This is a genomic window from Zoogloea sp. GW822-FHT05C07, from assembly GCF_058800215.1.
In genome coordinates, this window is sequence record NZ_CM179510.1 from 1,380,937 (window position 1) to 1,395,719 (window position 14,783).

Below are 14,783 nucleotides of genomic sequence, written 5' to 3' on the forward strand. Positions count from 1 at the left end.
CGTCTTACTTTTCGGCGGTCAGCTTGTGGAACTTCTCCATCAGGTCTTCCTTGCTCTCCGGGTGTTCCGGATTGAAGGGAATACAGTCCACCGGACAGACCTGCTGGCACTGGGGTTCATCGAAATGGCCGACGCACTCGGTACACTTGTTCGGGTCGATCACGTAGATCTCTTCACCCTGGGAAATGGCACCATTCGGGCATTCCGGCTCGCAGACGTCGCAGTTGATGCACTCGTCGGTAATCATCAAAGCCATTTTGCTTTACTTCCTTCGTTACTAACTGTTGATCTTCAAATGCAGCCGCTCGAGTACGCCAGGCTGCACAAACTTGCTCACATCGCCGCCGAGCCGTGCGATCTCGCGCACCATCGTGGCCGATACGAACATGAACTCGTCGGAGGGGGTCAAAAAGACCGTTTCCACGTCCGGGTAGAGCTTGCGGTTCATGCCGGCCATCTGAAACTCGTACTCGAAATCCGACACCGCACGCAGGCCGCGGAGGATGACGCGCGCACCGTTCTGATGGAGGAAATCCATCAGCAGGCACGAGAAACCCTTTACCTCCACGTTCGGGTAGGCCGCCAGCACTTCCTTGGCGATCTCGACCCGCTCCTCGACGGTAAAGATCGGCCCCTTGCCGCCACTGGTGGCCACACCGACGATGACCCGTTCGAACAGGCGCGACGCGCGCCGCACCAGATCCTCGTGTCCCCGCGTAAAGGGATCGAAAGTCCCCGGATATACCGCGATACCGTCCCTCATCCTGCAGCCCTTCCCTGTTGGCAGAAAACCACGCGGCCGTCAGGCGCAGGCAGCAAAGAGGTGGTAATACACCTGCCCGGCCGTTCCGTGCTTGATTCGCGTCAATCCGTCGATACTCTCGATCCCGTGCTCCGCTTCCACATAGGCCACCCCACCCTTGCTCAGCAGGCCGGGCAGCAGTGGAGCGATCCGCTCGATCCAGCCCGCCCGGTACGGCGGGTCAAGAAACACCACATCGAAGGGCTGAGGCGCGGAGCGCGCGAATTTTAGCGCATCGCCCCGCACAATCTGTACACGTGTTGCCTGTAGGGTTTTTGCGTTGTCGCGCAGGGCCGCGAAAGCCACCGGGTCCTGCTCGATCATCGTCACGCCCTCCGCCCCGCGGGATGCCGCCTCGAAACCCAGCGCGCCGCTGCCGGCAAACAGGTCCAGACAGCGCCGGCCGTCGAGTTCCTGCCCCAGCCAGTTGAACAGGGTTTCGCGCACCCGGTCCGGCGTGGGGCGCAGGCCCTTGACGGTGCTGACGTCAATCAGGCGCGAGCGCCATTCCCCACCGATGATGCGGACACGGCTCAAGGCTTGGCCCCCGTCTTCACCGGCACGGTCTTGTCGCCATCGCCCCCGACCACTACCGTCACCAGATGGGCTGGCGACACGTGTCGCTTGAAGGCTTCACGGATCTGCGCAACGGTCACCGCCTTGATCTTGTCCCGATAGGTATCCAGGTAATCCAGCGGCAGGCCGAAACCGCCAATGACGGCCACCTGCTCCAGCATCTTGCGGTTCGAGTCGAGACGCAGCGCGAAACCATTGATCAGGTTGTCCTTGGCCGCCTTCAGCTCCGCCTCCGTCGGCCCCTTGGCGAGGAATTCCTCAAGGGTCGCCGACACCACCTTCAAGGCATCGTCGGTCTGGCTGCCCTTGGTCTGTAGGCCGATCTCGAAGGGCCCCACATCACGCTGAGGCATGAAGTAGCTGTAGACACTATAGGCATAGCCGCGCTTCTCGCGCACTTCGTTGGTCAGCCGCGAGACGAAGCCGCCACCGCCGAGGATGTAGTTGCCGACCACCAGCGGGAAGAAGTCCGGGTCGCCGCGGCGGATGCCGGGCAGGCCAAGGGAGATGTGGGCCTGGGCCGAGGGATTCGGCACACGGATGGTCTGGGCCTGCGGCTGCGTCGTGTTCAGCGTCGCGGTCGCCGCCTCGCCGGCCGGCAGGCCACTCGTCAGACGGGTGGCAATGGCTTCCGCCTCGGCCCGCGACACGTCGCCAACGATGCTCACCACAGCCCGCGCGGCGGTGTAGTTGCGCTTGTAGAACGCCACCAGGTCATCCCGCGTGATCGACGACACCGTGTCCACGCTCGGCAGGCGGCCGTAGGGATGGTCGGGGAACACCGCGGCGGCGAAGCGGCGGGACAGGATCGCGTCGGGCTGGGTGTCGGCCTCCTTCAGGCCGGCGATGCTGCGTGCCTTCTCCCGCTCGACGACGGCCTCCGGAAAGCTCGGCTGCTGAATCAGCGTGGCCAGCAGATCGACCGCGCCGTTACGCTCCTCCGGGTTGCTGAGGGTGCGCAGGGACAGGGACGCGCGATCCATGTCGGCATCGCCACCAATCTGTACGCCCAGGTCGGCGACACGGTTGGCGATGGCCTCTTCGTCCAGGCCGCCGGCACCGGCGTCGAGCAGGGAGCGGGTCAGCCCCGCGACGCCGGCCTTGCCGGCCGGCACCTCGGCACCGCCGGCACGGAAATCCACCTGCACATCGACGATGGGCAAGGCATGGCTTTCGACAAAGAACACCTTGGCGCCGCCGGCAGCGGTCCAGGTCTGGATGTTCAGCCCCGCATGGGCCGACAGGGTCGTCAGGGCCAGCGCCAGCGCCGCCCCGAGACGTTGATAACGGGAAATCATCAGGAAATCACCTCGAAAACGGGGGCGCTCAATGTTGATGCGGCGCAGTGGCCTTGGCACGGGCCTGGGGATCAACCGGCAGCGGATCGAGCTGGGCGACGGTCAGGGTGTCATCACGGAAATACTTCCTGGCCACCACCTGCACCTGCTCCGCGGTGACGCCGCGGATGCGCTGCAGCATCAGGTCGTCGTCCTTCCACGACAGGCCGACCATTTCGTCCATGCCGATCTCCATCGCCTGGCCCATCAGCGAATCGCGCTTGAAGACCTGGCCGGCCACCGCCTGGACCTTCACGCGGCGCAATTCCTCGTCCGACACGCCTTCGTTCTGGATGCGCGCGACCTCGGCGCGCAGCGCGGCCTCCACGTCGGCGACCGTCTTGCCGGCGGCCGGCGCCCCGTCGAGGATGAACAGGGATTCGCCGCGGGCCGAACCGTCGTAACCGGCACCGGCGGTCACCGCCACGCGACTGCCGCGCACGATGTTCTTCGCCAGGCGGGCGCCTTCGTAGCCGTCCAGCACGGCAGCCAGCACCTGCAGCGCGTAGTAATCGTCGTCGCCCTTCACGTTGTGCAGCGTCGGCGCTCGCCAGGCCAGCGCCACGTAGGGCAGTTCGGCCGGCGCCTTCACCACGGTCCGCCGCGGCCCGGTCTGCTCCGGCTCGACAAGCGGCTTGCGCACCGGCAGCGGACGGCTCTTCACCTGGCCGTAGGTGCGCTCCGCCTCCTTGAAGACCGCCTTGTGATCCACGTCGCCCACCACCACCAGCGTCGCGTTGTTGGGCACATACCAGCGCTGGTACCACTCGCGCGCATCGCGGGCGGTCATGTTGTCCAGATCGTTCATCCAGCCGATGATCGGCCGGCGGTAGGGATGGGCCTGGAAGGCGGTCGCCATCAGTTGTTCGATCACCAGGGCACGGGGCTTGTCGTCGGTGCGCAGGCGGCGCTCTTCCTTCACGACCTCGATTTCCTTGCTGAAACCGGCCTCGGTCACCTGCAGATTGGCCATGCGGTCGGCTTCCAGCGCCATCATGCGGCCCAGCCCTTCCTTCGGCACCTGCTGGAAATAGGCCGTGTAATCCTGGCTGGTGAACGCGTTGTCGCGGCCGCCGACCGCGGCGACGAGCTTGTTGAACTCACCGGGCCCAACCTTTTTGGTGCCCTTGAACATCATGTGTTCGAGCAGATGGGCCACGCCGGAGGTGCCGTCCACCTCGTCCATCGCGCCCACCCTGTACCACACCATATGCACCACCGACGGCGCCCGCTTGTCCTCCTTGACGATCAACTTCATTCCATTCGGAAGCACGCTCTCGTAGGGATTGGCCCAGGCCGGGGCGGCCAGCGCCACGGCAAGGGCGACAGCGGACGAGGCGATCCGCAAACTGCGTTTCATCATAGGCTGTTGAAGCATCTGGTAAAATTGAAGAACGATGGCCGCGGGCCGGCGTGTGGCGCGGCATCATAGCGGCATTCCGACGACCCGGCCAACCGGACATGACGGGCCTTTTCACCCCATGCGCCGGTCCGATCGACCCACATTCAGACTCAGCACCCCATGTTTGGTTTCCTCAAGAAAGCCCTCAAGCCCGGCGACAGCCCGGCTCCGGCCCCCGAAGCGCCGGCCGCAGCGCCAGAGGCGGACATCCCCGCCACGCCCGCGCCGCAAGCGCCGGTGCCGCCCCCGGCCCCCGTTGCGGCAGTCCCGGCGCCGGAGCCCGAAAAGAAGCGCTCGTGGATGGACCGCCTGCGCGCCGGCCTGTCCCGCACCCGCGAGCAGATCGGCGGCGGCCTCGGCAACCTGACCAGCCTGTTCTCCCGCCGCAAGATCGACGAGGAGCTCCTCGAAGAACTCGAGACCACGCTGCTGATGGCCGACTGCGGCGTCGAGGCCACCCAGCACCTCCTGAAGGAACTGCGCCTGCGTTGGAAGCGCGACAAGCTGGAAACCGCCGACCAGCTGCAGGGCGCCCTCGCCGAAGGCCTGCTGTCCATCCTCGCGCCCCTTGAGCAGCCCCTCGAGATCAGCGGCCACAAGCCTTACATCATCATGATCGCGGGCGTGAACGGCTCCGGCAAGACCACCTCCATCGGCAAGCTGGCCAAGCACTTCCAGAACCAGGGCAAGAGCGTGCTGCTTGCCGCCGGCGACACCTTCCGCGCCGCCGCCCGCGAACAACTGATGACCTGGGGCGAGCGCAACGGCGTGGCCGTCATCGCCCAGGAATCCGGCGACCCGGCGGCCGTGGTCTTCGATGCGATCAACGCCGCCCGCGCCCGCAACATCGACATCGTGCTGGCCGACACCGCCGGCCGCCTGCCCACCCAACTGCACCTGATGGAAGAAATCGCCAAGGTCCGCCGGGTCGTACAGAAGGCCGAACCCTCCGGCCCCCACGAAGTGCTGCTGGTGCTCGATGCCAACATCGGGCAGAACGCGCTGCAGCAGGTCAAGGCCTTCGATGCCGCCATCGGCGTCACCGGCCTGGTCCTCACCAAGCTCGACGGCACCGCCAAAGGCGGCGTGGTGGCGGCCATCGCCCGCCAGAGCCCGAAGCCGCTGCGCTTCATCGGTGTTGGCGAGCAGATCGACGACCTGCAGACCTTCCGCGCCAAGGAGTTCGTGGACGCCCTGTTCACGCCGGTCGGCGGCGCCACTGAGCAGGCCGACTGACCCGAACTGCCGCACGTCATATGCGACGTGCACCGCCCCGCGTTCTCGCCTATTCTTCCGGGATGACGGGGCGGACCTGACGGACAACAAACCACGCCCCTCCCTGCCGCGGAGAGACGTGGATGCAGCCAGCCCCCGACGCCCGCCCGATCAACCGGGCGGTGCACCTTGCCGACACCCCGGCCTCCCCCTTTCCACTGGGCCACTGGCTGCGCATCGGCCTGCTGCTGTTCACCGCCCAGGCCCTCGCGCTGAGCCTGCAGGCGCTGCTGCTGCTCCATAAAGAGCACGACCTGCTGGTCGGCATCACCGTCTCCCGCATCGCCATCGCCGCGGACCAGGTCCAGGCCACCTTCCAGCGCAGTTCCGCCAACGGCCTGCTCCTCGCCGAGTCGGCCGGCATCCGCCGCCTGCTGCCCCGCCTGCAGACGGAAGACCCGGACATCCGGGCCATCCATGTCGTCGCGGCGGACGGAGTCTCCCTGTTCAGCAGCGGAGCGCTGAGACGCCCCCCGGAACAAGGCGAACTCGATGCCCTCCTCAAGAGCAAGGGCGCGTGGTCGCAGCTGCCGGCACAGGGGCCGCTGCGGGTCGGGCTGCGTCTGGCCGACAACGATGGAGAAGTCGTCGGCGGCGTGTTGTTCGACGTCGATGCCGGCGCGCTGTCGGAAACCCTACAGGCTGCCCGCCGTGCCGCCTGGCCCCGCCTGCTCGCCACGCTGGCCGGGGTCGCCGTCGCACTGCCCCTGCTGCTGGCAGCCGCGGCCCGCTGGGGCAGCACAAAGGCAAGACTGCGCGTGCGCATCCTCGCCGCAGCCCTGCTGCTCGCCGTCGCCAGCAGCCTGGCCCTCAGCATTCAGACACTGCCGAGCTTCTCCGAACGCCTGCACCCAGCGCTGGATGCCAAGGCGCACATCCTGGCCAGCGCGCTGGCCAGGCGGATCTCCACCGCGCTCGCCCTTGGCATTCCCTTCGAACACCTGAACGGCGTCGAGGCCTATTTCGACGACGCCCTCGCCCGCCACCCGGAGATCCTGTCCCTGCACCTGCAGAGCCACGCGCACGACTACCTGCGCGCGCACCCCGGCGAGCCTGGCCACCACGTCGAAGCCACCGTCGCCGGCCCGGACGGCCAGCCCCTGGCCCGGCTGACGGCCAGCACCGACAGCCACGTGGTCCATCGGGAAATGCTCAGCCAGGCCGTCGACCTGGCCATCGTGTTCCTGGTTGCCGTCGTGCTGTTCAACGAAACCCTCGGTGCGATCCTCGCCGGCGACCACATCGACCCGGCCTCCGCCGGTCGCGGACGTCTCGGCCTGGCGCGGCTGGCGGTGTTCCTGCTGATCCTGTCGGAAGAGCTGACCCGCGCCTTCCTGCCACTGCACATCGCCGGCCTGGCCCAGGCGGCCGGCGAACACGGAGCGGCGGCAATCGGCCTGCCGATCTCCGCCTACATGGCGAGCTTCGCTCTCCTGACCCCCTTCGCCGGGCGCTGGGCCGAGCGCTTCGGCACCGCCCGCACCTTCGCCATCGGTGCCGCACTGTCCGCTGCCGGCTTCGGCTGGGCACTGGCCGGCGGCGGCTACGCGGCCTTCGTCGCCGCCCGCTGCCTGTGCGCCGCGGGCTACGCCATCGGCACGATGGCCATGCAGCAGCATTTCCTGCGCGCTGCGGCGGACGGCGAGCGGGCCCGCGCCCTCGCGCTGTTCGTCGGCGCGGTGCAGACGGCGGCGATCTGCGGCGCCCCGATCGGCGGCCTGCTGGCCGAGCAGTTCGGCGCCGCCGCGGTCTTTGCCGGGGCCGTCGGCATGAGCCTGCTGGCCATGCTCGTGCAGCGCCTGGACCGCAGCCCGCCAGCCCCAGCCACGGCCAATACATCCCCACCGCTGCTCCAGCTACTGCTCCAGCGCCGGATCCTGGCCCCGCTGCTCACCGCCGCGCTGCCGGCCAAACTGGCCCTCGCCGGCTTTCTGTTCTACCTGGTTCCACTGGCGCTGCGGCAGGAAGGCTTCGGCAGCGGGTCGACCGGCAGGGCCATGATGATGTATTTTCTGCTAGTCGCCGCCAGCAACCCGTTGGCATCCTGGCTGGCCGACCGCTACGCCTGGGAAAGAGGCCTGGTTGCCCTCGGCGGGCTGGTGATCGGACTCGGTGGCCTGGCCGGGCTGCTCGGCGGCGCGCCGGCGCTTTTCACCGGCATCGCCGCCCTCGGCATCGGCACCGGCCTGTCGGCCGCCGCGCTGCAGGCGATGCTCGGTCGCAGCGGTCCGGCCGCGGTGGTCTTGCTGCGCACCGTCGAGCGCCTCGGCGCGGTGATCGGCCCGCTGCTGGCCGGCAGCCTGCTGGCGGTGGCCGCCTATGGCGGCGTGATGGCGACGATAGGCGCGCTGGTCATCGGCGCCACCCTCGGATTTGCGCTCCTTCAAACCTGGGAAAGGAAAGCCGTGTGAACGTCCCGCTCCGCCTGCTGCTCGCCGTCGCCACATCGGCCACCGCCCTGCTGGCCCCGCTGCCGGGCAGTGCGAAGCCGGCGACGGAAGCCGCCCCTTACCGCATCACGATGCTGCTGTTCCGCGGCTGCGAAGAGGCCTGCCGCGGCTTCCAGGCCTATTTCCGCCAGCACGGCATCGCCGCCGAATTCACGCTGCGCGACGCCGCCCAGGACAAACGCCGCGTCGCCGGCTTCGTGGACGAAGTGCACCGCGACAAGCCGGACCTGGTGGTCACCTGGGGCACGACCGTCACCCAGGAGGCGGTCGGCGACTGGCGGCGTGTCGATCCCCAGCGCCACATCACCGACCGGCCAGTGCTCTTCATGATCGTCTCCGACCCCGTCGCGGCCGGCATCGTGCCCGCCCTCAGCCGCCCGCGCCGCAATGTCAGCGGCACCCTCTACCTGCTGCCGGTGGAGACCCAGATCAAGGCCGCCCGCAGCTACCTGGACTTCAAGCGGATCGGCTACATCCTCAACGAGACCGAGTCCAACTCGGTCAGCACCCGCGACGAGCTCCGCAGCCTCGCCGCCAGCCACGGCTTCACGCTGGTCGAGCGGCGGCTGCCGGTGTCCCCGTCCGGCACGCCGGACGGCAACGCGCTGCCGGGCCTGGTGGACGAGCTCGCCCGCGAGAAGGTGGACCTGCTCTATCAGGGCCCCGACAGCTTTCTCAACAGCCGCCGGGACGCCCTCACCGACGGCGCACTGGCCCGCGGCCTGCCCGTCTTCGCCGCCGCCGAAGCGCCGGTACAGCAATCCCGCGCGCTGTTCGGCGTGGTCAACAAGTACGAGGACGTCGGCCGCTTCACCGCCGCCCAGGCAGTCCGCATCCTGCGCGACAAGGCGTCACCGGCGGACATCCCAGTGACGCTGCCGCGCAACTTCTCCTACCTCATCAACCTTCCGGTCGCCCTCCAGCTCGGCCGCTACCCGCCCCTCAAGCTGCTCGACGTCGCCGAGATCGTCGGCATCGACAGCGGAGAACACTGACATGCGCATCCTGGTCTGCTCGAAGCGGGATCTCCACGGCCTGCATTTCCTCAACCGCCTGCTACCGGCCCTGGCCGGCCACCAAGTCCAGGAAGTCTGGCTATCGGACAAGGCCCGCGACTCGGAAAACGCGGTGCCGGGCCTGGTCGCCCTGCGCTTCCTCGAACGCACGCTGCCGGAGGAACTGGTCTTTCCGCTGGTCGACGCGCTGCCGTCAGGCCCGGACGCGGCCGAAGCCACCTTCGCCGGCCTCGCCGAGCGCTACAAGCTGCCCATCCAGGTGGTCGGCGACGTGAACGGTCATGCCGCCCGCGAGCGGATGGCGGCACTGGAACCGGACCTGGTCATCGTCGCCCGCTTCAGCCTGCTCTTCGACGCAGACACCATCGCCATCCCGCGCTTCGGCATGCTCAACGTCCACCCAGGCGAACTGCCCGTCTATGCCGGCCTGCACGCTCCGCTGCGGGCAGTGCTGGACGGCGCCGACGCCTTCGCCTGCAGCGTCCACTGGATCACTCCGGGCATCGACGACGGCCCGCTGCTGGACGTCCACCGCCACCCCATCGAGCCACGCCGCTGCCTGCTCAGCCAGGTGCGCGAGCTCTACCCGCTGGCCATCCCGACGCTGCGTGCAGTCATCGACGAATGCGCGGCCGGGCGCCGCCCCGCCGGCCATCCCCAGGACAGGCGGCAACGGCGCTACCGCTCGATGCCCAGCGCCGACGAGTTCGCCCACCTGGAAAGCCTCGGCCTGCAGCTGTGGTGTCCGGTCACCTACGCGGGCTGGCTGCAGCGCTTCGTACCCCCTGGCCAGTCCATCCCCCTCCCGCCGGCGATCGCCCGATGAGCTTCGAACGGCAGGTCTTCATCAGCTACGCCCACCTGGACAACCAGCCGCTAACGGCCGACCAGCTGGGCTGGGTGAGCCTGTTCCACAGCACCCTGCAGACCCTCCTCAGCCAGCGCCTGGGCGCCCCGGCCGATATCTGGCGGGACGACAAGCTGCGCGGCAACGACGTGTTCTCCGACGAGATCCTCGATCAGCTGTCGCGCACCGCCCTATTCGTGTCGGTGCTGACGCCCCGCTACCTGAAGTCAGAATGGTGCACCCGCGAGATCACCAACTTCTGTCGGCAGGCCGAAGACGAACACCGCCTGGTGGTCGGCAACAAGGCCCGCGTCATCAAGGTGCTCAAGCTGCCGATCGACGGCAGCGGCACGCTGCCCGAGGCGGTCGGCCAGCTGCTCGGCTACGAGTTCTTCGAGTTCGACGAAGACCGCACGCCCCGCGAGCTGGACCCCGCCTACGGCGACCAGCCCCGCCAGGCCTTCCTGCGCAAGGCCAACAAGCTCGCCTGGGATCTGGCCGCCCAGCTCGAACTACTCCAGCAGCAGCCTGCCGCCAACGACGCCGCGGCAGCGGTCAAACCCGCCGTCTTCCTCGCCGAATGCAGCCGCGACCGCCGCGACGCCCGCGAATGCATCGAGGCGGAACTGGCCTGCTGCGGCTACACCGTGCTGCCCGACCGGCGCCTGCCGGACGACGAGGACGAACACCGGGCCGCGGTCGCCGAACTGCTGGAGCGCAGCGCGCTGTCAATCCACCTGATCGGCGAAGGCTACGGGCGGGTACCGGACGGTGACAGCAGCGAATCGGTCGTCGTACTGCAGAACCGGCTGGCCGCCGAACGCAGCCGCCAGGCCGGCCTGCGCCGGGTGATCTGGCTGCCCGCCGGGGCAAGCGGCACACAACCAGCCCAGCAGGCCTTCATCGACGCACTGCAGCAGGACGCCGCACTGCAGTTGGGCGCCGACCTGGTGAACGGCGACCTGGAAACCCTCAAGGCGGCCATTCATGCCGCGCTGAAGAAACCCGAAGCGGCCCCCGACCCAGCGGCCGACAGCGCCGCCACCGGCACGCCGCGGGTCCACCTGCTGTGCGACGCCCGCGACCGCAAGGACAGCGTCCCGCTCATCAAGCAGCTGCGCGGGCTGGGCTTAGACGTCACACTGCCGCTGTTCGCCGGCGACGCTGCCGAAGTCCGCGAAGCCAACCGCCAGCGTGCGCTCGACTGCGACGCGCTGATTCTCTACTACGGGGCCGGCGACGAGACCTGGAAGTACCACCAGGAGAACGAGCTGCGCAAACTGCAGGGGCTGGACCGGCAGCGCCCGCTGTGCGCCCGCTTCACACTGCTGGCGCCGCCCCTCAGCGACGACAAGGAAGTGCTGCAGGCCCTCGCCGACGCGGACACCCTCGACGGCCTGAACGGCATCGCTCCACAAACGCTGGCCCCGCTTACCGCCGCCCTCGGCCTGGAGCCGGCACCATGAGCAACGCCGCCACACCGACCTGCCCTTACCCAGGCATCCGCCCCTTCCGGGAAGACGAGGAATACCTGTTCTTCGGCCGCGAAGCCCAGGTGGATGCGATGGTGGACACCCTCGCCCGCCAGCGCCTCCTGGCCGTCATCGGCAGCTCGGGCTGCGGCAAGTCCTCCCTCGTCAATTGCGGCCTGCGCCCTGCCCTGCACCGGGGCCTGCTGGCCAGTGCCGGCAGCGCCTGGCGGATGGCCAGCTGCCGGCCCGGCGGCCAGCCCCTGCGCGCACTGGCCGAAGCCCTCGCCCAGCCCGGTGCGCTGCACCAGGCGGCACCGCCGGGGCCGTTCAGCGCCGCCGAGCTCATCGAAGCCACGCTGGCGATGAGCCGACGCGGCCTCATCGACGCCTACCGGCAAGCCGCGCTGCCCCTCGGCACACAGCTATTGGTGGTGGTGGACCAGTTCGAGGAGCTGTTCCGCTACCGCAGCCTGACCGACCCGCAGGATGACCAGGCCACCGCCTTCGTCAATCTGCTGCTCGAAGCCCGCCTGGCGGACGTGCCGATCCACGTGGTGATGACGATGCGCTCCGACTTCCTCGGCGACTGCGCGCGCTTCGCCGGCCTGCCGGAGGCCATCAACGGCGGCCAGTACCTGGTGCCACGGATGAGCCGCGACGAACGCCGCTCCGCCATCGTCGGGCCCGCCCGGGTCTTCGGCGCCGACATCGCACCGACGCTGCTGACCCGCCTGGTGAACGACGTGGGTGACGACCCGGACCAGCTCTCCCTGCTCCAGCACGCCCTCGCGCGCACCTGGGCCCACTGGCTGGCCAGCGGCGACGCGAGCCCCATCGACGGCCGCCACTACGACGCCATCGGCACCCTCACGCAAGCCCTCAACCAGCATGCCGAGGAAATCCACACCGGCCTGACAGCCGCGCAGCAAGCCTTGTGCGCCCACGCCTTCCGCGCACTGACCGACACCAGCACCGACAGTCGCGGCATCCGCCGGCCGACCCGCTTCGGCGACCTGGCCGCCATCGCTGGCGCCGACGCCGCCGGACTGGACGCCACGCTGGCGCCATTCCGGGCCCCCGGCGTGGCCTTCCTGATGCCTCCCGCCGATGTTCCGCTGCAGGCCGGCAGCATCGTGGACCTGGCCCACGAAAGTCTGATGCGCATCTGGGATCGCCTGCGCGACTGGGGCGCACGGGAGGCCGAGTCGGCACGCATGCTGCGCCGCCTGGCCGATGCCTCCGACCTCCATACCGCCGGCGAAGCCAGCCTGTGGCGCGACCCCGAACTGCAGTTCGCCCTCGACTGGCAGGCCCGCGCGCAACCGACCCCGGCCTGGGCCCGGCAGTACGGCCGCGCCCTCGAACCTGCACTGACCTTCCTCGACGCCAGCCGCCGGGCCCGCGACGAAGCCACCGCCGCCGAGCAGGCGCGGGCGGCCGCCGAAAGGCGCGTGGAGGCCGAGCGGCGCCGCAACCAGCGGGTGTGGCGCGTCACCGTCGTCGCCATCGTCGCCGCCACGCTGGTCGCGGGCGTCACCGGCTTCCTATGGCAGCGGGCCGAGAAGGCCGGCGAGATCGCCCTGTCCCGCCAGCTGGCGGCCGAATCCTCCAGCGAGCTGGCCACCGGCAACCTGGCCGGTGCGCTGCAACTGGCCGCCGCCAGCTACCAGCGCGAGCCAACCTTTGAAGCCCGCGACAGCCTGCTCGCCGCCCTCGCCCAGTCGCCCCTCGACTGGTGGCAGGCCGGCCAGAAAGGCGTACAGGCGCTGGCCGTTAGCCCCGACGGACAGCTCGTCGCCAGCGGAGGCAAGGACGGCAGCATCCGGCTGTGGCGTGGCGGCAGCGTCGTCGCCACCCTGCAGGCCCACGCCAATGCCGTGCTGGCCCTCGACTTCAGCCCGGACGGCCAGACCCTCGCCAGCGCCGACGCCGATCACCGCATCGTGCTGTGGCAGGTGGCCGAGCATCGCGCCCGCGTGATCCTCGACGACCACGAAGGCCCGGTGCATGCCCTCGTCTTCAGCCCGGACGGCCGCCGCCTCGCCAGCGCAGGCGCCGACCGGCGCATCGTGCTGCGCGACGGACTCAGCGGCGCGCCGCTGGGCAGCCCGCTGCTGGCCCACGCAGACACCGTCACCGCCCTGGCCTTCAGCCCCGACGGCGAATCCCTGGCCTCGGTCGGCTACGACGGCAACCTGTTCCTGTGGCATCTCGACGGCAGCAGCGCCCCGCTCGCCCGCGCCAGCCACCCCGCCGTGCTGCATGACGTGGCCTTCGCGCCGGACGGCAAGACCCTCGCCACCGCCAGCGCGGACCGGCACGTGTTGCTGTGGCAAGCACCCCGCCTCACCCAGCTCGGCGACCCGCTCGGCGGCTACGAAGCCGGGGTGCGCAAGCTGTCCTTCAGCCCGGACGGACGCCGCCTCGTGGCCGTTGGCGAACAGCGCCAGGTGCGTGTCCATGACCTCACCCAGCCGGGCCGGGCCGCCCTGGAGCGCCCCGGACACACCGGCGACGCGCTGGCCGTGCTGTTCCTGCCCGATGGCAGTTTTCTCACCGGCGGCGACGACGACCTGCTGATCCGCCACGACACCAGCGGCCACGGCCCGCTGAGCAGGCTGCTGACCCCCACCAGGGACACCGTGTGGGCGCTGGCCTTCAGCCCGGACGGACGGCACCTGGTCAGCGCCGATGCCGGGGCCCGCCTGCAATGGCGCGACGGTAACAGCGGCGCGCCAGTCGGCGCCCCCCGCGACGGCCACACCGCGCTGGTCAGCAGCCTGGCCTTCAGCCCCGACGGCCAGCGCCTCGCCAGCGCCGGCCAGGACGGCCGCCTGCTCTTGTGGGACGCGAACGGCGACGGGCCGCCACGCCCCCTGCTGGCGGACGGAGCGCCGCTGCAGCGGGCGATCTTCAGCCCCGACGGGCAGCTTCTCGCGGCCGGCGGGCGGGATGGGCGCATCCGCCTGTGGGCGATGCCCGCCGCCACGCCCCTCGCAGTGCAGCCGGAACACGGCGGCCCGGTGGCCAGCCTGAGCTTCTCCGCGGACTCCCGGCGTCTCGTCAGCGTCGGCTACGACGGCCGGGCCAGCGTATGGGGCAGCCACGACGGACGGCGACTCGCCAGCCAAGCGGCGGCTGGCAGCGGCGCCCTCTACGGCACGGCCTGGTTGCCCGGCGGCGGACAGCTCCTCATCGCCAGCCAGCAACAGGGGCTGCTGCGCTGGAATGCCGACACCACACCCGCGACGCCGCTCGGCAGCACAGGCGGCACGCTGCTCGGCCTGGCCCTTTCTCCGGATGGCCGGACCCTCGCCGGCTTCGATCGGCAAGGCCGGCTGCGCCTGTGGGACACCGCCACCGGCCAGGTCCTGCACGCGCCCCTGCTCCACCACGGCAGCCCCATCCTGGCGCTGGCCTGGCTGCCGAACGGCCTGGGCCTCGCCTCGGCAGACTGGCAGGGCGGCATCACCCTCTCCAGCGGCACGCCCTCCGAATGGGTCCGCCTGGCGTGCTCGCTGGTCGGCCGGATTCCATCGTCCACCGCCGGACGCCCGCTTTCCGCCTGTCCGTCCGCAACCGCGTCCCGCCCTTGACATAGGCAAG

General features: G+C 69.7%; 11 protein-coding genes. 6 read left to right on the top strand and 5 right to left on the bottom strand.

Annotation, left to right across the window (positions count from 1 at the left end; genetic code table 11):
* Window positions 1–4 precede the first annotated feature (4 nt).
* From AC3QL2_RS06620 to AC3QL2_RS06640, 5 genes are read right to left on the bottom strand one after another with little or no spacing between them, the layout of a single operon-like run.
* The gene (locus AC3QL2_RS06620; RefSeq protein ID WP_481117448.1) at window positions 5–256 is read right to left on the bottom strand and encodes a YfhL family 4Fe-4S dicluster ferredoxin; all 252 of its coding nucleotides are present in this window, start codon (window positions 254–256) and stop codon (window positions 5–7) included.
* Window positions 257–277: 21 nt separating this feature from the next.
* A complete protein-coding gene (gene coaD / locus AC3QL2_RS06625) occupies window positions 278–763 on the bottom strand; it encodes a pantetheine-phosphate adenylyltransferase (RefSeq protein WP_493231683.1) in 486 nt (161 codons plus the stop codon).
* 39 nt (window positions 764–802) lie between these two features.
* Window positions 803–1,339, bottom strand: coding sequence for a 16S rRNA (guanine(966)-N(2))-methyltransferase RsmD (gene rsmD / locus AC3QL2_RS06630; protein WP_493231682.1), 537 nt, complete (start codon window positions 1,337–1,339; stop codon window positions 803–805).
* Window positions 1,336–2,676 carry a M16 family metallopeptidase gene (locus AC3QL2_RS06635; RefSeq protein WP_493231681.1) on the bottom strand — a complete coding sequence of 447 codons (1,341 nt, stop codon included), beginning with the start codon at window positions 2,674–2,676 and terminating at the stop codon, window positions 1,336–1,338. Before AC3QL2_RS06635 ends, rsmD begins: the two co-directional genes overlap by 4 nt.
* A gap of 28 nt (window positions 2,677–2,704) precedes the next feature.
* Window positions 2,705–4,075: a M16 family metallopeptidase gene (locus AC3QL2_RS06640; RefSeq protein WP_493231679.1), complete on the bottom strand. Its 1,371-nt coding sequence runs from the start codon at window positions 4,073–4,075 to the stop codon at window positions 2,705–2,707.
* 162 nt (window positions 4,076–4,237) lie between these two features.
* Between AC3QL2_RS06640 and ftsY the strand changes: the two genes are divergently transcribed.
* The 6 genes from ftsY to AC3QL2_RS06670 all read left to right on the top strand — a co-directional run bounded on the left by ftsY (window position 4,238) and on the right by AC3QL2_RS06670 (window position 14,773).
* Window positions 4,238–5,353 (top strand): signal recognition particle-docking protein FtsY, encoded by a 1,116-nt coding sequence (gene ftsY, locus AC3QL2_RS06645; protein ID WP_493231677.1) that lies wholly within the window; start codon window positions 4,238–4,240, stop codon window positions 5,351–5,353.
* Between the two features lie 122 nt (window positions 5,354–5,475).
* A complete protein-coding gene (locus tag AC3QL2_RS06650; protein ID WP_493231676.1) occupies window positions 5,476–7,803 on the top strand; it encodes an MFS transporter in 2,328 nt (775 codons plus the stop codon).
* On the top strand, window positions 7,800–8,837 hold the full coding sequence (locus AC3QL2_RS06655) for an ABC transporter substrate-binding protein (RefSeq protein WP_493231675.1): 1,038 nt from the start codon (window positions 7,800–7,802) through the stop codon (window positions 8,835–8,837). Before AC3QL2_RS06650 ends, AC3QL2_RS06655 begins: the two co-directional genes overlap by 4 nt.
* A 1-nt stretch (window position 8,838) precedes the next feature.
* A complete protein-coding gene (locus AC3QL2_RS06660) occupies window positions 8,839–9,684 on the top strand; it encodes a formyltransferase family protein (protein WP_493231673.1) in 846 nt (281 codons plus the stop codon).
* Window positions 9,681–11,171, top strand: a complete 1,491-nt coding sequence (locus AC3QL2_RS06665) for a TIR domain-containing protein (RefSeq protein ID WP_493231671.1) — start codon at window positions 9,681–9,683, stop codon at window positions 11,169–11,171. Before AC3QL2_RS06660 ends, AC3QL2_RS06665 begins: the two co-directional genes overlap by 4 nt.
* On the top strand, window positions 11,168–14,773 hold the full coding sequence (locus AC3QL2_RS06670) for an nSTAND1 domain-containing NTPase (RefSeq protein ID WP_493231670.1): 3,606 nt from the start codon (window positions 11,168–11,170) through the stop codon (window positions 14,771–14,773). Before AC3QL2_RS06665 ends, AC3QL2_RS06670 begins: the two co-directional genes overlap by 4 nt.
* Window positions 14,774–14,783 lie beyond the last annotated feature (10 nt).

Coding starts and splice junctions, on each gene's coding strand:
- AC3QL2_RS06620 (WP_481117448.1), bottom strand. CDS start 256: ATGGCTTTGATGATTACCGACGAGTGCATCAACTGCGACGTCTGCGAG.
- coaD (WP_493231683.1), bottom strand. CDS start 763: ATGAGGGACGGTATCGCGGTATATCCGGGGACTTTCGATCCCTTTACG.
- AC3QL2_RS06635 (WP_493231681.1), bottom strand. CDS start 2,676: ATGATTTCCCGTTATCAACGTCTCGGGGCGGCGCTGGCGCTGGCCCTG.
- AC3QL2_RS06640 (WP_493231679.1), bottom strand. CDS start 4,075: ATGAAACGCAGTTTGCGGATCGCCTCGTCCGCTGTCGCCCTTGCCGTG.
- ftsY (WP_493231677.1), top strand. CDS start 4,238: ATGTTTGGTTTCCTCAAGAAAGCCCTCAAGCCCGGCGACAGCCCGGCT.
- AC3QL2_RS06650 (WP_493231676.1), top strand. CDS start 5,476: ATGCAGCCAGCCCCCGACGCCCGCCCGATCAACCGGGCGGTGCACCTT.
- AC3QL2_RS06660 (WP_493231673.1), top strand. CDS start 8,839: ATGCGCATCCTGGTCTGCTCGAAGCGGGATCTCCACGGCCTGCATTTC.
- AC3QL2_RS06665 (WP_493231671.1), top strand. CDS start 9,681: ATGAGCTTCGAACGGCAGGTCTTCATCAGCTACGCCCACCTGGACAAC.
- AC3QL2_RS06670 (WP_493231670.1), top strand. CDS start 11,168: ATGAGCAACGCCGCCACACCGACCTGCCCTTACCCAGGCATCCGCCCC.